Source organism: Microvirga flocculans ATCC BAA-817, from assembly GCF_000518665.1.
Classification (GTDB): Bacteria; Pseudomonadota; Alphaproteobacteria; order Rhizobiales; family Beijerinckiaceae; genus Microvirga; species Microvirga flocculans.
Genome location: NZ_JAEA01000015.1, coordinates 1 through 16,465, shown reverse-complemented (window position 1 = coordinate 16,465; position 16,465 = coordinate 1). Strand labels below are relative to the sequence as shown.

The 16,465-nt window shown below is 65.8% G+C and carries 15 protein-coding genes; 6 read left to right on the top strand and 9 right to left on the bottom strand.

Translation table 11 applies throughout. From position 1 onward, the window contains the following. Window positions 1–49: 49 nt before the first annotated feature. Window positions 50–2,032, bottom strand: coding sequence for a methylmalonyl-CoA mutase subunit beta (locus L879_RS0116115; RefSeq protein ID WP_027317025.1), 1,983 nt, complete (start codon window positions 2,030–2,032; stop codon window positions 50–52). A 188-nt stretch (window positions 2,033–2,220) separates the two neighbouring features. After that, window positions 2,221–2,601 carry a DUF2267 domain-containing protein gene (locus L879_RS0116110; protein WP_027317024.1) on the bottom strand — a complete coding sequence of 127 codons (381 nt, stop codon included), beginning with the start codon at window positions 2,599–2,601 and terminating at the stop codon, window positions 2,221–2,223. A gap of 122 nt (window positions 2,602–2,723) precedes the next feature. On the opposite strand from L879_RS0116110, the gene L879_RS0116105 reads away from it, so the two are divergent. The 3 genes from L879_RS0116105 to L879_RS0116095 all read left to right on the top strand — a co-directional run bounded on the left by L879_RS0116105 (window position 2,724) and on the right by L879_RS0116095 (window position 6,637). Beyond that, window positions 2,724–4,262: a helicase HerA-like domain-containing protein gene (locus tag L879_RS0116105; RefSeq protein WP_027317023.1), complete on the top strand. Its 1,539-nt coding sequence runs from the start codon at window positions 2,724–2,726 to the stop codon at window positions 4,260–4,262. A 124-nt stretch (window positions 4,263–4,386) separates the two neighbouring features. Next, window positions 4,387–5,139 (top strand): SGNH/GDSL hydrolase family protein, encoded by a 753-nt coding sequence (locus tag L879_RS21915; protein ID WP_051435362.1) that lies wholly within the window; start codon window positions 4,387–4,389, stop codon window positions 5,137–5,139. 115 nt (window positions 5,140–5,254) lie between these two features. Next, window positions 5,255–6,637 (top strand): M20/M25/M40 family metallo-hydrolase, encoded by a 1,383-nt coding sequence (locus L879_RS0116095; protein ID WP_027317022.1) that lies wholly within the window; start codon window positions 5,255–5,257, stop codon window positions 6,635–6,637. Between the two features lie 108 nt (window positions 6,638–6,745). Here the strand turns inward: L879_RS0116095 and L879_RS0116090 are convergent, their stop codons facing one another. Beyond that, window positions 6,746–8,224: a methyl-accepting chemotaxis protein gene (locus tag L879_RS0116090; protein WP_027317021.1), complete on the bottom strand. Its 1,479-nt coding sequence runs from the start codon at window positions 8,222–8,224 to the stop codon at window positions 6,746–6,748. A 119-nt stretch (window positions 8,225–8,343) separates the two neighbouring features. Next, window positions 8,344–9,024, bottom strand: a complete 681-nt coding sequence (locus L879_RS0116085) for a haloacid dehalogenase type II (protein ID WP_035459884.1) — start codon at window positions 9,022–9,024, stop codon at window positions 8,344–8,346. A 169-nt stretch (window positions 9,025–9,193) separates the two neighbouring features. Between L879_RS0116085 and L879_RS0116080 the strand changes: the two genes are divergently transcribed. Next, a complete protein-coding gene (locus tag L879_RS0116080; RefSeq protein ID WP_027317019.1) occupies window positions 9,194–10,069 on the top strand; it encodes a branched-chain amino acid aminotransferase in 876 nt (291 codons plus the stop codon). Between the two features lie 101 nt (window positions 10,070–10,170). Here L879_RS0116080 and murJ read toward each other — a convergent pair whose 3' ends face one another. Continuing rightward, complete coding sequence (murJ, locus tag L879_RS0116075; protein ID WP_027317018.1) at window positions 10,171–11,697, bottom strand: murein biosynthesis integral membrane protein MurJ; 1,527 nt, start codon at window positions 11,695–11,697, stop codon at window positions 10,171–10,173. A gap of 3 nt (window positions 11,698–11,700) precedes the next feature. Further along, window positions 11,701–12,687 carry a glycosyltransferase family 2 protein gene (locus tag L879_RS0116070; RefSeq protein ID WP_027317017.1) on the bottom strand — a complete coding sequence of 329 codons (987 nt, stop codon included), beginning with the start codon at window positions 12,685–12,687 and terminating at the stop codon, window positions 11,701–11,703. Between the two features lie 96 nt (window positions 12,688–12,783). Between L879_RS0116070 and L879_RS0116065 the strand changes: the two genes are divergently transcribed. Beyond that, on the top strand, window positions 12,784–13,629 hold the full coding sequence (locus L879_RS0116065; RefSeq protein WP_027317016.1) for a ChbG/HpnK family deacetylase: 846 nt from the start codon (window positions 12,784–12,786) through the stop codon (window positions 13,627–13,629). Between the two features lie 96 nt (window positions 13,630–13,725). On the opposite strand, the gene L879_RS0116060 is transcribed toward L879_RS0116065, so the two are convergent. Further along, the gene (locus L879_RS0116060; RefSeq protein WP_027317015.1) at window positions 13,726–14,325 is read right to left on the bottom strand and encodes a superoxide dismutase; all 600 of its coding nucleotides are present in this window, start codon (window positions 14,323–14,325) and stop codon (window positions 13,726–13,728) included. Window positions 14,326–14,500: 175 nt separating this feature from the next. On the opposite strand from L879_RS0116060, the gene L879_RS24010 reads away from it, so the two are divergent. Next, the gene (locus tag L879_RS24010) at window positions 14,501–15,451 is read left to right on the top strand and encodes a hypothetical protein (protein ID WP_027317014.1); all 951 of its coding nucleotides are present in this window, start codon (window positions 14,501–14,503) and stop codon (window positions 15,449–15,451) included. Here the strand turns inward: L879_RS24010 and L879_RS0116050 are convergent. Both L879_RS0116050 and L879_RS0116045 read right to left on the bottom strand, forming a co-directional pair. After that, window positions 15,444–15,998 carry an isochorismatase family protein gene (locus L879_RS0116050; RefSeq protein ID WP_027317013.1) on the bottom strand — a complete coding sequence of 185 codons (555 nt, stop codon included), beginning with the start codon at window positions 15,996–15,998 and terminating at the stop codon, window positions 15,444–15,446. The two genes, L879_RS24010 and L879_RS0116050, sit on opposite strands and share 8 nt — an antisense overlap. Window positions 15,999–16,006: 8 nt before the next feature. Beyond that, window positions 16,007–16,465, bottom strand: a 459-nt coding sequence (locus L879_RS0116045; RefSeq protein WP_027317012.1) for a sensor histidine kinase, incomplete at its 5' end; no start/stop codon positions are given.

Here is a 16,465-nt window from a genome sequence, read left to right as displayed (position 1 = left end):
CCGGGCGAGGCTATCGGCGCGGCGCGGGCGCGGCCTGGATTCGGGCGCGTCAGGCATCGGCCGTCCCGAGCGCTTGCGTCAGGACCTGGAGCGTGTCGCAGCCCGCAAAGACGAAGGCGGAAACCCCGGCTGCGGCGAGCGCCGCCTCCAGCTCGCCCGGGCGGCCCGCCAGATAGACGGCGTCGCATCCCGCCGCGCGCAGGGCCTGCGCCGCCTCGACGGCGTGCGACGCATAGATCTCGTCGCTCGAGCAGAGGCAGGCGAGCCGGGCCTTGCTACCGCGCCAGGCCGCGGCGAGCTGATCCATTCCCGAGAAGCCGTCGGTCATGATGGCCTCGAGGCCGCCGGCCTCGAACAGGTTCTTGGCGAAGGTGGCCCGCGCCGTGAAAGCGGCGACCGGCCCGAGATTGGCCAGGAACACCTTGGGGCGCTCCCCGGTCCTGGCCAGGATGGCGTCGGAGCGGTCGCGCAGGCGCTCGAAGGGCTCGGCGGTGCGGGTCGAGGGCAGGGGGGCGACGGCCACGGGGGCGGCGCCCGCGGCGGTGCCGGCCAGGTGGGCGAGGCCTGCGCCTTCGCCTGCCCGCGCGACGAGGGCCGAGAAGGCGGTCTCGGCCGGGGCCGCCAGGGCGGGAGCCGGAGACGGGGCCGGGTTCTGCTGCGTCGAGTTCTCCTGCGCCGCGGGCATCGGCATCAGCACGGCGACTGCGGCCTCGCCGAGGTTCGGGAATTCGCTCGTGCCGGTGATCGGCTCCTTGCGGGTGGCGACGGCCTTGTCGCGCTGCGCGCGCACGGTGGCGATGCGGGCCTGGAGCTGGCCGGCCTGCAGGCTCTCCAGGAGGCCGCCCTCGCGCTCGATCTCCTGGAACAGGGCCCAGGCCTTCTCGCACAGGGCCTCGGTGAGCGCCTCGAAGCCGCCCGCGCCGGCGGCCGGATCGGCGACGCGGGCGAGGTTCGCCTCGTCGAGCAGGATCAGCTGCGTGTTGCGCGCGACCCTGCGGGCGAAGGCGTCGGGCAGCCCCAGGGCCGTGGTGAAGGGCAGCACCGTGAGCGCATCCGCCCCGCCGATCCCGGCGGAGAAGGCCGCCACCGTGGTGCGCAGCATGTTCACCCACGGGTCGCGCCGCGTGGTCATGCGCCAGGCGGTCTCCGCATGCAGGCGGATCGGCTGCGGCTCCAGGCCGCAGGCCTGCTCGACCCGCGCCCAGAGGCGGCGCAGCGCCCGGAACTTGGCCACGGTGAAGAATTCGTCCGCATCGGCCACGAGCAGGAAGGCGAGCGCCCGCCGGGCGGCATCAAGGGTATGGCCGCCCGCTGCGAGGGCGCGCAGATAACTCACGCCCGTCGCCAGCACGGCGGCGAGCTCCTGCGCCTCGCTGGCGCCGGCCTCGTGATGGACGCGCCCGTCGGCCAGGAAGGCCCGGCCGGCGAAGCCCCGGGCCGTCAGGTGGCCGAGCGTGTCGGCCATGCGGCCCGCCACCGCGTCCCAGGAGGCCGACATCCTGCCCTGGGCCGCCAGGGCGCCGAGCGGGTCGAGGCCGAGATCGAGGGAGAGATCGGAAAGCGTGTGGCCGCGGCGCTTGGCCAGCGCCAGGAGCAGGGCCGCCATCGGGCGGCCGTGCCCGCCCGCATCGAGGCGCAGGTGGATGAGGTCGAGCATGACGCCGTCAAGCGCCCGGTCGAGATCCGCCAGGCTGTCGATCGCGACGCCGAAGCCGCGGGCGGCCGGGGCCGTGCGGGTGACGAGGGTCAGCGCATCCGCGCCGCCCTCGAGATCAAGCAGGGCGAGCTCGTTGGCCTTGGCCGGATCGGGATGGTCGACCCGCTGCGCCACGCGCCAGCGCCCGGCCTGCGCCCGGTCGACCCGCGGCGCTCCTTCGGCCTTCGGGTAGAGCGGCTGGATCGCGATCCCGTCAGCGCTGCGCGAGACCAGCCTTCGCTCGAAATCCGCCCCCTTCAGAACCCCCTCCACCAGCGCAAGCCAGCGCTCGCGCGTCGCTGGGGGGAAATCAGAGGCAAAAGAAAGGTCGTCCATGGCGGTCCTCATCCGGAGGAGGGGCTCGATTTGCGGCGCACAATACCGGGCTCGGATGGCAGTGGAAATGCCCAAATGGACGAGGATCGACGAAGGTTGGGATGGAATTATGTCAGCAGGTCCCAGGCTGCCCCGAGACCTGCTTTCGCCATGTCCAGGCCGGGAACGCCCGGCTATGAACGGAGTCCTTAAACGAACTGCGACAGGCCGGGGATGGAGCCGACGATGGGTCCCATCACGTCCTCGCCGGCCTTCTCGCGGCCATAGGCGAAGAGTTCCTTGCCCAAGGGCTGCATCTGGCCCATGGAAACGCCCGCGCCCATGAGCTGGCCGCCGAGCGCCATCACGCCGCCGCCCATGGCGCCCACCATGCCCATGAGGCCGCCACCGCCGCCGGACTTGGACTGGTCGATGGCGTCCTGCGCGCCCGGCAGGGCGGCAATGAGCTGGCTGACCTCGTTCTGCGGCCCTTCCTTCTGGAGATAGGCGAGGATGATGCCGATAGCTTTGCGGGCTGTCGCCTGATCGAGGCCCGTCTTCTGCGTCACGCGGGCAATGAGCTCTTCCATCTGATTCTCCTGAAGCTGGAACGGGACCGATAGTTCACATATGAACCGTTAAATCAAGAAACCCGAGAGTGGAAACTCGCCATGAGGCCTTTAAGATCCTATCTCGATTCTGGAGGGATACGATGCTCGAGGGCGGCAAGATCTTCATCGGCAAAAGCACCAAGCCTGAATATCTGGATCTGAGGCTGGCCAACCGGCATGGGCTCGTGACCGGAGCCACCGGCACCGGCAAGACCGTTTCCCTCCAGGTGCTGGCCGAAGGGTTTTCCAGCGCGGGCGTTCCCGTCTTCGCCGCCGACATCAAGGGCGATCTCTCCGGCATCGCGGCCCCCGGCAACGGCAAGGAGCCGCTGGTCAGGCGCGCGAAGGAAATCGGCATCGACTACGCGCCCGACGAGTTTCCCGTGGTGTTCTGGGATCTCTTCGGCGAGCAGGGACACCGGGTGCGGGCGACGATCTCCGAGATGGGGCCGCTGCTGCTCTCGCGCCTGCTCGATCTGAACGACACGCAGGAGGGCGTGCTCAACATCGCCTTCCGCGTCGCCGACGAGCAGGGCCTCCTGCTTCTCGACCTGAAGGACCTGCGCGCGCTGCTTCAGCTCATCGCCGACAATGCGAGCGAGCTGACGACCACCTACGGCAATATCTCGAAGGCCACTGTCGGCACGATCCAGCGCCAGCTTCTGGTGCTCGAGAACCAGCAGGGCGACCAGTTCCTCGGGGAGCCCGCCCTCGACATCAAGGACCTGATGCGCACGGATCGCGACGGACGCGGCGTCGTGAACATCCTGGCGGCGGACAAGCTGATGAACAATCCGCGCCTCTACGCCACCTTCCTGCTCTGGCTCATGTCCGAGCTGTTCGAGGAGCTGCCGGAGGTGGGCGACCTCGACCAGCCGAAGATGGTCTTCTTCTTCGACGAGGCGCATCTTCTTTTCGCCGACGCGCCGAAAGCCCTCATCGAGACGGTGGAGCGCGTGGTGCGGCTCATCCGCTCCAAGGGTGTCGGCGTGTACTTCATCACGCAGAACCCGGTCGATATTCCCGAGACCGTCCTGGCGCAGCTCGGCAACCGGATCCAGCATGCGCTGCGGGCCTATACCCCGCGCGAGCAGAAGGCGGTGCGCGTGGCGGCCCAGACCTTCCGGCAGAACCCCGCCTTCGATACGGAGAAAGCCATTACCGAGCTCGGCGTCGGCGAGGCTCTCGTGTCGACTCTGGAAGGCAAGGGCGCGCCCTCCATGGTGGAGCGCACGCTCATCGCTCCGCCGATGGCCCAGGTCGGCCCCATCGACGCCGAGGAGCGGCGGCGGATCATGGCTTCGAGCCCCATGAAGGGGAAATACGATCAGCCCATCGATCCGGAATCCGCCTACGAGATGCTCGCCAAGCGCGCCGAGCAGGCCGCCGCCGAGGCCAAGGCGGCTGAGGAAGGCGGCGGCATCCTCGACATGCTGGGCGGCCTCTTCGGCGCCGGTTCGCAGCGCAAGGGCACAATGACGGTCGGGCAGAAGGTCGTTCGCGAAGTGACGCGCACCGTGGTCAACCAGACGGTCGGCAACATCGCCGCGGAGATCGGCAAATCCATCGGCGGCCGCCAGGGCGGCTCCATCGGCCGCGCCATCGTTCGCGGGACCCTGGGCGGCCTGCTCCGGCGATAGGACAAAAATATCACATCGGTTCTCAATATCGGGTTGCGAGGACTGCCCGATATTGAACGGTCGCTACGTAATTCTGTAGTGTTCGAGGGCTCCATGAAGGAGTGTTGCGAACGCCGCCGATGTGATGTCTATCGGATTCACCATTCCTGCCCTTTCCGCCGGCTGGGCCGGACGCCATCCCCGCTGGGTGGCGGCGTCGCTTTCCATCATCGCCCTGTGCTGCGGCCTGGCCCTCTGGGCCGGGGGCCGGGAGGGGGAGGGCGACCGCGCCGAGATTTATGCCGAGCGGCGCCTTCAGACGATCAACACCCAGCTCGACGAGGCGCGCAAGGGCTTCATCTTCATGGCAGGGGACTCGCATGCGGAACTCATGAACGCCGCCTACCGGCTCTGCGGCCGGGAGGTCGTGAACGGCGGCGTCTCCGGTGCGAGGGCGGAGCTCTATGAGGACGTGGCGCGGCGGCTCGAATTCGCGGCGCATCCCGAAATCGTCGTTCTGACCATCGGCACCGGCGATGTCAGCCACAGCAAGGATCCCCTGTCGCCTCGGACGATGAGCGCGTTCGAGCGGAGCGTCGCGCGCACCGTTGCGCTCTTCGGCAAGGTGGCGAAGCGGGTAGTGGTCACGGCCCTGCCGCCGATCGGCCCCAGCCTCGGCGAGAGCTTCGAGATCCCGGCGGTCGCGGCCTATTCCGAGCGCCTCCGCGCTCTCTGCGCCAAGGAGGGCTGCGAATTCGTGGACCCCTTCATGACGTTTCGTGAGGAGGACGGAGCCACCGCGCAGCCCGGCGCCACCCGTGACGGCCTGCACATGAGCTCGTATCGTGTCGTCCAGACGCGGCTCGCGGCGCTCATCTGCCCGAACGGCTCGCTTTAGAGCCGATTTCCACTCCAGCGAAAAGCGACGCCTCCGGGAACCGCCCGGCGGGGCTTGCCAAGAAGGGGGATCGGGAGCATGGAATCCTCCCTTCCAGAAGCGAGTTGTTCCCGTCATGTCTCATCTCGACCAAGTTCTCCAGCGCATCGATGCCGATCTCGATTCCTCCCTGGAGCGGCTGTTCCAGTGGATCAGGATCCCCTCCATCTCGACCGATCCGGCCTACAAGGACCATTGCCGCGCGGCCGGCCAGTGGCTCGTCGATGAGCTGAAGAGCATCGGGGTCGACGCGTCCCTCCGCGAGACGGGCGGGCATCCCGCCGTCGTCGCGCATGCCAAGGGCGATGCGAAGCCGCATGTGCTGTTCTACGGGCATTACGACGTGCAGCCGGTCGATCCCCTCGATCTGTGGGAGCGTCCTCCCTTCGAGCCGCGCCTGGTGACCCTGCCCGACGGCCGCAAGGCCATCAGCGCCCGCGGCTCCTCGGACGACAAGGGCCAAGTGATGACCTTCGTCGAGGCGTGCCGCGCCTGGAAGGCCGTGACCGGCTCGCTGCCGATCAACATCACCTTCCTCGTCGAAGGCGCGGAGGAGGACGGCTCGAAGTTCCTCCCCGAATTCATCGAGGCCAACAAGGACGAACTGAAGGCCGACGTGGCCCTCGTCTGCGATACGGGCATGTGGGACCAGGACACGCCCGCCATCACCTCCTCCTTGCGCGGCATGGTCTATGAGGAAGTGATCGTGCGCTGCGCCGATCGCGACCTGCATTCGGGTTCCTTCGGCGGCGCTGCGCGCAATCCGATCCACGTGCTGTCGAAGATCATCGCGGCGATCCACGACGACAACGGCCGCATCACGATCCCCGGCTTCTATGAAGGCGTGCACGAGACGCCCACCCAGGTGCTGGAGCAGTGGAAGGGCCTGAACCTCACGGAGGAGGAATTCCTCGGCCAGGTGGGCCTGAAGCATTCCGCCGGCGAGAAGGGCCGCATGCTCATCGAGCAGATCCAGTCGCGCCCGACCTGCGACGTGAACGGCATCATCGGCGGCTACACGGGCGAGGGCACCAAGACCGTGATCGCAGCGGAGGCGCGCTGCAAGATCTCGTTCCGCCTCGTGGGCGATCAGGATCCGGCGCGGATCTCGGAGAACTTCCAGACCTTCGTGCGCGAGCGCATTCCCGCCGACTGCTCCGTGGAGTTCATCAGGCACAAGGGCTCGCGCGCGCTCGCTCTCCCGCACGACTTCCCGGCGATCACGGCGGCGAAGTCCGCGCTGCACGACGAGTGGAAGAAGGACCCGATCGTCATCGGCATGGGCGGATCGATTCCCGTCGGCGGCGACTTCAAGCGCACCCTCGGCCTCGACACGCTCTTCGTCGGCTTCGGTCTCGATGACGATCGTATCCACTCGCCGAACGAGAAGTACGATCTCAAGAGCTTCCACAAGGGCACCCGCTCCTGGGCGCGCATCCTCGCGGCTCTGGCGAAGTAGGCGGACACGGGCCTTTCATGTTGCGTCATGCCCGGGCTTGTCCCGGGCATTTGCTTTTCGTGTAAGTCCTCTGAGAGGTCCGGAGCGGAAATGCTCCGGACCTCATCGTTACACCAGGGTGCGGGAGAATTCCCGGACCTTCCTCGCCGCTTCATCGATGAACTGGGTCGAACGGGCTATTTCGTCCGTGCTGCTGCTGATCGCTGCGACGCCTTCCGCGGCCGCCTGCATGTTGGCGGACATCTTCTGCGTAACGGCGGCCTGCTGTTCCACGGCCGCTGCGATGGCGGCGGAAATCTCGTTGATCCTCGTGATCGTTGCAGCGATGTTCTCGATGGCGCCTGCAGCCTCCTGCGTCATGGTCTGTGAGCCGAGAATCTGATTGCCGATCTCCTCGGTGGCTCTTGCCGTCTGCATGGCGAGCGTCTTCACTTCGGACGCGACGACCGCGAAGCCGCGTCCTGCCGGGCCTGCGCGTGCCGCCTCGATGGTGGCGTTCAGCGCGAGAAGGTTGGTCTGTCCGGCTACCCTGTCGATGAGGGCAACGATCTCTCCGATCTTCTGTGACGCGGATACGAGGCCCTCGACGATGGCGTTGGTCTGCTGTGCCTGAGCGACGGCTTCCATGGAGACCTTCAGGGCCTGGCTGACCTGCAGGCTGATTTCGTTGATCGATGTGGCGAGCTCTTCCGCTCCGGAGGCGACGGCCTGCACCTTGGCCGAGACTTCATTCGATGCGGTTGCCGCGCTCAGCGCCTGCGAGGACGCCTCTGAAACGGAGGCGCTGATTCCGCCGAGGTCGGAATCGATATCCCTCTGAAGGACTTCGCGCCTCGTCCGCTCCTGGACCTGGAGCGTAATGTCGGTGGCGAACTTGACCACCTTGAACAGCCTGCCGTTCATGTCGAAGATCGGGTTGTAGGATGCCTGGAGCCACACGTCCCGACCGTTCTTGCCGACCCGCCGGTATTCTCCCGCCTGATACTCGCCCCGTGCGAGAGCTTCCCAGAAGGCGCGGTATTCTGCGCTGTCGCGATAGCTGGGCTCGACGAACAGGCTGTGGTGCCGCCCCTGAATTTCGTCCAGATCGTAGCCGACGGCCTTGAGGAAATTGTCGTTGGCCTTGGCGATGACGCCGTCCAGGCCGAACTCGATGACGGCCTGGGATTTGTGGATCGCCTGAATCTGCCCTTCGTAGTCGGCGTTCTGCAGCTTCTGGGCCGTGACATCGCTGGCGAATTTGATGACCTTGATGGGCTTTCCGTGACGCCCGAGGACTGGGTTGTACGATGCCTGGAGCCAGATTTCCCGGCCTCCTTTTGCGAACCGCCGAAACTCGCCGCTCCGATGGGCGCCTCCGGCGAGCGAAGCCCAGAACGTCTTGTACGCGTTGCTGCTTCGATCGCCGGGTTCGAGGAAGATGCTGTGATGCCTGCCCTGGATTTCCTTGAGTTCGTAGCCGACGGTTCTCAGGAAGTTGTCGTTGGCCGTCAGGATATTGCCGTCGAGGTCGAACTCGATGATGGCCTGGGAACGGTCGAGCGCATCGAGCTTGGCGCGCGCCTCGGAATAGATGAACAGTCTCACGGTTTGCCCCCGGATTGTATTTTGGATCACTTAATTCGTTTTCAGGCCTCCCTTGGATCAGTGGCACGGCGTCCTTTGGTTAACGAAGGTTGCCTGCGGGCATGGCCGCGGCGGGAAGTCTACGCGCCGAGGACCGTCAGGTCGGCAACGACGGCTTCAGGCGGCAGGTCCGCATACTCGTCGGGCATTCCGAACCGGTTGACCCAGACCGCACGAAATCCAAAAGCGGCGGCGCCTGCGACGTCCCAGCGGTTCGACGAGGCGAAGACGATGTCGCTGGCATGGAGGGAGAGGGCATGGAGCACGAGTTCATATGCCCGAGGGCTCGTCTTGAATACCTGAACGGTATCGACGGAGAGAACGATGTCGAGATCGCCGGCAAGGCCTGCCGACGTGACGGCATCGTTCAGCATGCCCGGATCGCCGTTCGACAGGATGCCCGTGCGCAGGCCCCGTGCCCGCAGCGCGCTCAGGGTCTCGCGAACCTCCGGATAGGGATCGAGGCGGCGATAGGCTTCCAGCAACGGCCGTCGCAGCGCGGGGTCGATACTTGGGAACCGGGCAAGGGCATGGTCCAGCGCCTTCTCCGTCAAGGACCAGAAAGGCTCGTAGCGGCCGGCGAGGGACAGCACCCAGGAATATTCGAGCTGTTTTGCGCGCCACAGGTCGGAGAACCGCGCCGCATCCGGCCCGACCTGGACCATGTGGCGGCCCACCGCCGCATGCACGTCGAACAATGTTCCGTAAGCGTCGAAGATGACCGCGCGGGTCCCGGCTGGAATGATCGATGAACTGGCCATGTGCGGAGCTTCCGATTCAGTGACGGCGGCGATAATGCGGCAAATGATCAGTCCTCGTCATCGGATCCATCACAAGACTTTATGTGCGGGCCCGAGGTCGGGAGATTGACGGTTGCAGGCGTAAGGAGTTCGATAGGGCAGACACTCTGACCCATAAGGATTGAGACAAGTGGCTTGGTATTCGCAGACCTGGAACTGGTACAACGGTGCGTGGCATGAGGGCAATCCCGCCCTCATCGGGCCGCGTTCGCATGTGTCGTGGCTCGGCTCGTCCGTCTTCGACGGCGCGCGGGTGTTCGAAGGCGTCGCCCCCGATCTCGACCGGCATTGCGAGCGGATCAACCGTTCTGCGCTCACCATCGGCCTCAAGCCAACCATGGAAGCCCAGGCTATCATGGATCTCGTGCGCGAAGGCGTGAAGAAATTCGCTCCGGGCACGGCGCTCTACGTGAAGCCGATGTACTGGGGCGAGGCCGAGGGCCTTGCCACCATCGCGCCGGATCCGGAATCGACCCAGTTCTGCCTGTCCCTGTTCGAGGCTCCGATGCCCGTGCCGGGGGGCTTCTCCGTCATGAAGTCGAGCTTCCGGCGCCCGACGCTGGAATCCATGCCCACCGATGCGAAGGCGGGCGCGCTCTACCCCAACAACGCCCGCGTGATCCGCGAGGCGCGGGAGAAGGGCTTCGACAACGCGCTCGTCTGCGATGCGCTCGGCAACGTTGCCGAGACCGGCACGTCCAACATCTTCATGGCCAAGGGCGGCGTCGTCTACACGCCTTATCCGAACGGCACGTTCTTGAACGGCATCACCCGCCAGCGCGTGATCCAGCTTCTGCGCGACGACGGCGTCGAGGTCGTCGAGAGCACCCTGCGCTACGAGGATTTTGCCGGCGCGGACGAGATCTTCGGTTCAGGCAATTATTCCAAGGTGATGCCGGTGCTGCGGATCGACAGCCGCGATCTCCAGCCCGGTCCTTTCTACCGCCGCGCTCGCGAGCTCTACTGGGCCTTCGCCCACGACAAGGGACTCGGCAAGGCGGCCTGAGACATCGGTTCGCAAAGAGCGACGATCCCGGGTTCGCAAGAGCGGAACCCGGGATTCATCAATACTGAATTTTCAAGATAAGCCGCCGTTCCCGCTCCCGATCAGCGCCGCGACAGCCTGATCCCGAGAGCCTTCATCCCCACCAGAAGCGCGCCGCCATAGATCAGGGCTCCCGCCATCCCGAGAATGGCGAGCAGGGATTCGTTGCGCCACGCGGGCAGGCGGGACGTCCATTCCGCGAGAGGAAGGGGCGCGAGCCAGGCGAAGGCCGCGAGCAGGAGGCCCGCGACGCCCACGGCGGCGGCGGTCCTTCCCAGGGAGCCGCTGGGGACCATCCAGCCGCGGCGCATGGCGAGGAAGACGAGCAGGGCGAGATTGACCCAGATGCCGATGGCGGTGGCGAGCGCAAGTCCCACGACTCCATAGGGGCCCGTGAGCACGATCTTCAGCGCCACATTGATCGCCACGGCCGCGAGAGAAGCGATCAGCGGCGTCACCGTGTCGGAGCGGGCATAGAAGCTTGCCACGGCGGAGCGGATGAGCAGGGCGGCGGGCAGGCCGATGGCATAGGCTGCGAGCACCGCGCCGGAGCGTTCGGCGGCGGCTGCGTCGAAGGCTCCCCGCTGGAACAGGGCCGCCATGATGAGATCGGGCAGGGTGATGAAGGCCACGATGAAGGGAGCGGCGAGGGCCAGGGTCAGGCCCACCGCCCGGTTCTGGGCGCCGTGGGCGCCCGTCACGTCGCCCGCGGCGATGCGGCGGCTCATCTCGGGCAGGAGCACGGTGCCCGCCGCGATGCCGATCACGCCAAGCGGAAGCTGGTAGATGCGATCCGCATAATAGAGCGAGGCCACGGCGCCGGTCGGCAGGAAGGAGGCGATGATCGTGTCGGCGAACATGGCAAGCTGCACGCCCGCCGAGCCGATCACGGCCGGACCCAGGACCTTGAAGAAGTGCTTCATGGCCCCATCGAAGCGCGGCGCCTCGATCCTCGGCGCGACGCCCAGGCGCTTGGCCGAGATCCAGACCAGCAGCAATTCGAGCACGCCCGCGGCCGTCACGCCCCAGGCGGCGGCATAGCCCGCATTCGGGAACAGGAAGGCCACGGCGAGCGCCGCCACGATGGAGACGTTGAGCAGCACGGGCGCGGCCGCGGCCGCCGCAAAGCGCTCATGGGCGTTGAGGATCGCGGAGAGGATCGTCACCAGGGTGACGAAGAGGAGATAGGGAAAGGTGATGCGGGTCAGCGTCACCGCCAAGTCGAATTTCTGTGGATCCTCGGAGAAGCCGGGCGCAAGCAGCGTCACCACCGCCGGCATGGCGACGAGCGCGAGCGCCAGAAGCGCGATCTGCACGATCAGCATCAGGGTGCTGATGCGGCTTGCGAAGGAACGGGCAGGGGCGGCGCCCTCTTTTTCGAGAACGCTCGCATAGGTGGGCAGGAATGCGCTGTTGAACGCGCCCTCGCTGAAGATGGCGCGGAAATGGTTGGGAATGCGCGAGGCGACCACGAAGGCGTCGGCGATGGGGCCCACGCCCATCACCGCCGCGATGACCACGTCCCGGATGAATCCGGTGAGGCGCGAAACCAGCGTCCAGCCGCCGACGGAGAGGATCTTCTTGAACATCGGTCAGGTCCGGCGCATGCGGTCGTTGTCGGGAATGAGGCTATCCGAGACTTCCGCCGCACCGCCGATCCGCTCGGCCACCACGTAGAGCGGCCTCCGCTTCACCTCGGCGAAGATGCGGCCGACATATTCGCCGACAATGCCAAGCGACATGAGTTGGATGCCGGAGAAGAACATGATGGAGACGATCAGGCTCGGGAAACCGGGCAGGTCGGTGCCGAACAGCAGCGTCCGGACCAGGAAGAACAGGGCCGTGGCGATGGCGAGAAAGGAGATGACGAAGCCGATATAGGTCCAGATCCGCAGCGGCGCGGTCGAGAAGGCGGCCATGCCGTCGAAGGCGAAGCGGAAGAGCTTTCTGAAGCTCCATTTGGTGGTGCCGAAGCGGCGTTCCTCCACCACGAAGGGAACCCCGGTGGCCTTGAATCCGATCCAGGCATAAAGGCCCTTCGAGAAGCGCGCCTTCTCGCCGAGCGTCCGCAGGACCTCGACCCCCTTGCGGTCGATGAGCCGGAAATCGCCCGCGCCTTCGGGCAGGCTGATCTCTCCGAAGCGGGCGAAGAGTTTGTAGAAGAGCTGGGCGAAGCCGCGCTTGACGCGGGTTTCGTCGGCCCGGTCCGTGCGCTGGCCATAGACCATGAGGTAGCCCTCCCGCCAGCGTTCCACGAAGGTCTCGATCATCTCCGGCGGGTGCTGGAGATCGGCGTCCATGATCACGACCGCATCGCCGCGAGCATGGTCGAGCCCCGCTGCGATGGCGATCTCCTTGCCGAAATTGCGGCTGAAGGAGACGGCGCCGATCCGCGGCTCACGCAGGCCGATCTCCCGGATGCGCTCCAGGCTGTCGTCCCGGCTGCCGTCGTCGACGAAGATCACCTCCCAGAGGGCAGTGATCCGGTCGAGGATCGGCAGGAGGCGCTCGCACAGGGGCGCGATGTTCGCGCTTTCGTTGTGAACCGGGATGATGACGCTGAGCTTGGGCGACGCCACGGAGAGACCCTTCGATTGTCGGGCCGCATCAAGAGCCGAGTTTGCAGCTCAGCTCAAGAGCATTAGGGTGCGGCAAAGCCGATTTCGGGAATATTGATGGGCCAATTCCGTAACGTCATATTGTGTGCCGACGATTTCGGTCTCGCCGATGGGGTGAGCCGGGGCATCGTGGAGCTGGCCGAGATGGGCCGCCTGTCGGCAACCGGTGCGATGACAAACATGCCGGGCTGGCGTCGCGCGGCCCCAAACTTGCGGCCTCTCAAGAGCCGGATCGGGATCGGGCTTCACCTCAACCTGACGACGGGCTCTCCTCTAGGCCCCATGCCGGGTCTTGCTCCCTCGGGCACGTTCCCACCGCTGAAGGAGCTGCTGGCGAAGGCGGTTCGGCGTCGGCTCGATCCGGCCGAGATCGCCCGGCAGATCGCACGCCAGCTCGACGCCTTCGTGGAGGCTCACGGCGCGGACCCGGATTTCGTCGACGGTCACCAGCATGTCCACGTCCTGCCCGTCGTCGGGCCTGTCCTGATCGAGGTCCTGAAGGAGCGGGGCTATGCAGGCCGTCTCTGGCTGAGAGACCCTTCCGACAGCCCCGCTTCGATCCTGCGCCGTTCCGTCGGGCGCAACAAAGCCCTCATCGTGAAATCCCTGAGCCGGGGCTTCGCCGGGCGCGCCCATGCGGCGGGCTTCCGCACGAACAAGGGGTTTTCGGGTTTCGCCCCGTTCGACCTCTCCGTGCCTGCGGGCCGGATCTTCGAGGAGGCCTTCTCGCATCTGGGGCCGGTCCCTCTCGTCATGTGCCACCCGGGCTACGTGGACGACGAGCTGCGCGGTCTCGACCCGGCTGTCGAGAGCCGCGAGGACGAGCTGAAATATCTGAAATCGGACGCCTTCGGCGAGTTCCTGAAGGAGAGGGGATTGAGGCTCGCGAGCACCATCGCCTAAAAGCCGGGCTCTTTACACCGGGACGGCAAGAGGAACGGTCCGCAAAACAAAACGGGCCTCCGAAGAGGCCCGTATGACGCGGCGTTATCGTGCCGCTTATTTCATCGCGGTCTCGAACATTTCCTCGACATGTTCCCAGTTCACGAGGTTCTCGAGGAAGGCCTTGAGGTAGTCGGGACGGCGGTTGCGGTAATCGATGTAGTAGGAATGCTCCCACACGTCGCAGCCGAGGATCGGCTGGGCGCCGTGCACGAGCGGGTTCTCGCCGTTCGGGGTCTTCATGATCGTGATCTTGCCGTCCTTGACCGCAAGCCAAGCCCAGCCCGAGCCGAACTGACCGACACCGGCCTGGATGAAGTCTTCCTTCATCTTCTCGACCGAGCCGAGATCCTCGACGATCTTCTTCTCGAGCTTGCCGGGCAGGGCGCCGCCGCCGTTCGGTTTCATCCACTTCCAGAAGTGGATGTGGTTGTAATGCTGGCCGGCATTGTTGAAGAGGGCCTGATTCTTGCCGTAGGAGCCTTTTACGACCTCCTCGACGCTCTTGCCCTCGAATTCGGTGCCTTTCAGCAGGTTGTTGCCGGTGTTGACATAGGCAGCGTGGTGCTTGTCGTGGTGAAACTCCAGGGTTTCCCGGGACATGTAGGGCTGCAGGGCATCATAGGCATAAGGCAGTTCGGGCAGGGTGAACGACATATCGGCGTCTCCTTTGGATTGAGCGACCTGACGCGTTAGTTAAAGCGCGGCAGGCATCATAGCAACGGCCCAGCTCCGGACTTTTTTCTGCCCAAGCTTCCCTCCCGGTTGTCTTTTGCCTATAGAGGCATAGCTTTGGCTCGAAAGGTAACAGTTTGCGTATGATGGAGACAGCATGATCATCGCTCTTCAGGCCCTCGCTTCGGCGATGATCTTCGGCGGTTTGCTGCTTGCCTTCTTCGGATGGGATATTGTTCTGGTCGAGCGCGGCTGGACCATGGTGATCGCGGGCAGCATCTTCGCAGCCGGCGGCGCGGTCCTGCTCGGCATTTCGGCCGCGGTTTCCAGGCTGGCACGGATCGAAGGCCACCTGTCCCAGCTTCAGGATGGCCTCCCCGAGGACGAGTTCGTCGAAATGTCGAAAACCTCCAAAGGCCTTTCCATCGGGGCTCTCCTGGGCGGTCTGGTGGGGGGCAAGGCGGCTGCGGATGCCGCTGGGGCAGAGCCTGCCGACGAGACGCAGCCCTCCCTGCCGCTGTTCGAGGACGAGGAGCGGCGCGACCGCGAGGAGGATCGGGTGACCGCCGCCGAGTGGCCGAAGGAGAAGGATCTCGCCGCCCCCGTCATCCCGTTCCCGCCCAGGACGACGACGCCTTCTTCCGGGGAGGAGGAGCCGGACATGAAAGTGCCGGATTTCCTGCTGGCCGAGCGTCTTGGCGACGCCGACCGGGATCTGCGCGTCACAGAGCTGGATATCGCCATCTACGAGTCCGGGCCGGAGGATCGCGACCTGGAGGAGCAGGGCCGTGACGAGCGCGATCGTCGCTTCGAGTCCTCTTCTGAGATTGCGTCCGAAGCCGAGCCCGAGGCACAGGCCGACACCGACATCGAGGCCGTTGTCGAAGAGACCGAGCGGGAGACCGCTTCCGAGGAAGCGGCCGTTTCTGACGAAGCGCGTTCGAATACCGTCGTCGGCACGTATAATTCCGGGGAGAACAAATACGTCATGTTCTCGGACGGCTCGATCGAGGCGCAGACCCCGAGCGGCGTGTTCCACTTCAAATCGCTGGACGAGCTGAAGGAATTCATCGCCGCAGGAGGCGAGGAAAGCGCGTCGTCTACTTGAAGAGGGGAGCGAGCGCCCGGAAATCCTCCGTCGCCGCTTGCCACATCCATTCGAAGGCGACCATTTCCGTCGTGACCCAGTGACAATCCGCATGGAGCAGCCGCGAGCGGGCGGCGCTCACGCTGTGTGGCGAACGGCTCGAAACCGCATCGCCGACCGCAAAGACCTCGAGGCCGGCCCCTTTGAATTCCAGGGCGCTCTGCAGGACGCAGATATGCGCCTCCGCGCCGCAGACGACGAGCTGGTGTCGTCCTTTGCCGCGCAGCGAGGCGATCCGCTCCGCAATCTGTGGATCGCGCGCGGCCGAGAAAGTCGTCTTGGGCAAGGTCACCGCATCGGCGGGCAGAGCGCCTTCGATTTCCGGAACGGTTGAACCAAGCCCTTTGGGATATTGCTCCGTCACCGTGACGGGAATGCGAAGCCGTTGGGCCGCTTGAAGCAGGATGCTCGCGTTCAGGATCAGTCTGCCGCCTTCGTGGATGACGGGCATCAGGCGGGCCTGGATGTCGACGACCAGAAGGTGCGAGCGTTCCGCATTCAGCAACATGGCGGTGCCTACTTTTCCGCGTTGAAGATCGGTATTTCGCCTGGCAAGGGCATCGTCATGGTGAAGCGAAGCCCTTCCTCAGGGAAGTTCATGGCGACGTCGGCCTGGAGCTGTGTTGCGAGGACGCGCTGGAGGAGCCTTGAGCCGAAGCCCTGGCGGGTGGGCGGGCTGACCCTTGGCCCGCCCTTCTCGGTCCAGGCGAAATGCAGCAGCGGGCGCTCCGCGCCGGGCTCGATGCGCCAGCGCACCTCGACCTGCCCGCCGAAGGTGGACAGGGCGCCGTGCTTGGCGGCGTTGGTGGTCAGCTCGTGGATGGCCATGCCGATCGGCACCGCCGCCTCGGAGGGCAGCTCCACATGCGGGCCGTCGATGACGATGCGGTTGCGGGCCTCGTCCTCGTAGGGCCCGAGTTCGGTCTGGATGAGATCGGACAGGGCGGCCTTCTGCCAGAGGTCCTCGGTGAGCAG

Excerpts from the sequence above, each read along its gene's own strand:
- L879_RS0116115 (WP_027317025.1), bottom strand. The coding sequence starts at position 2,032 with ATGGACGACCTTTCTTTTGCCTCTGATTTCCCCCCAGCGACGCGCGAG.
- L879_RS0116110 (WP_027317024.1), bottom strand. The coding sequence starts at position 2,601 with ATGGAAGAGCTCATTGCCCGCGTGACGCAGAAGACGGGCCTCGATCAG.
- L879_RS0116105 (WP_027317023.1), top strand. The coding sequence starts at position 2,724 with ATGCTCGAGGGCGGCAAGATCTTCATCGGCAAAAGCACCAAGCCTGAA.
- L879_RS21915 (WP_051435362.1), top strand. The coding sequence starts at position 4,387 with ATGTCTATCGGATTCACCATTCCTGCCCTTTCCGCCGGCTGGGCCGGA.
- L879_RS0116095 (WP_027317022.1), top strand. The coding sequence starts at position 5,255 with ATGTCTCATCTCGACCAAGTTCTCCAGCGCATCGATGCCGATCTCGAT.
- L879_RS0116085 (WP_035459884.1), bottom strand. The coding sequence starts at position 9,024 with ATGGCCAGTTCATCGATCATTCCAGCCGGGACCCGCGCGGTCATCTTC.
- murJ (WP_027317018.1), bottom strand. The coding sequence starts at position 11,697 with ATGTTCAAGAAGATCCTCTCCGTCGGCGGCTGGACGCTGGTTTCGCGC.
- L879_RS0116065 (WP_027317016.1), top strand. The coding sequence starts at position 12,784 with ATGGGCCAATTCCGTAACGTCATATTGTGTGCCGACGATTTCGGTCTC.
- L879_RS0116060 (WP_027317015.1), bottom strand. The coding sequence starts at position 14,325 with ATGTCGTTCACCCTGCCCGAACTGCCTTATGCCTATGATGCCCTGCAG.
- L879_RS24010 (WP_027317014.1), top strand. The coding sequence starts at position 14,501 with ATGATCATCGCTCTTCAGGCCCTCGCTTCGGCGATGATCTTCGGCGGT.
- L879_RS0116050 (WP_027317013.1), bottom strand. The coding sequence starts at position 15,998 with ATGTTGCTGAATGCGGAACGCTCGCACCTTCTGGTCGTCGACATCCAG.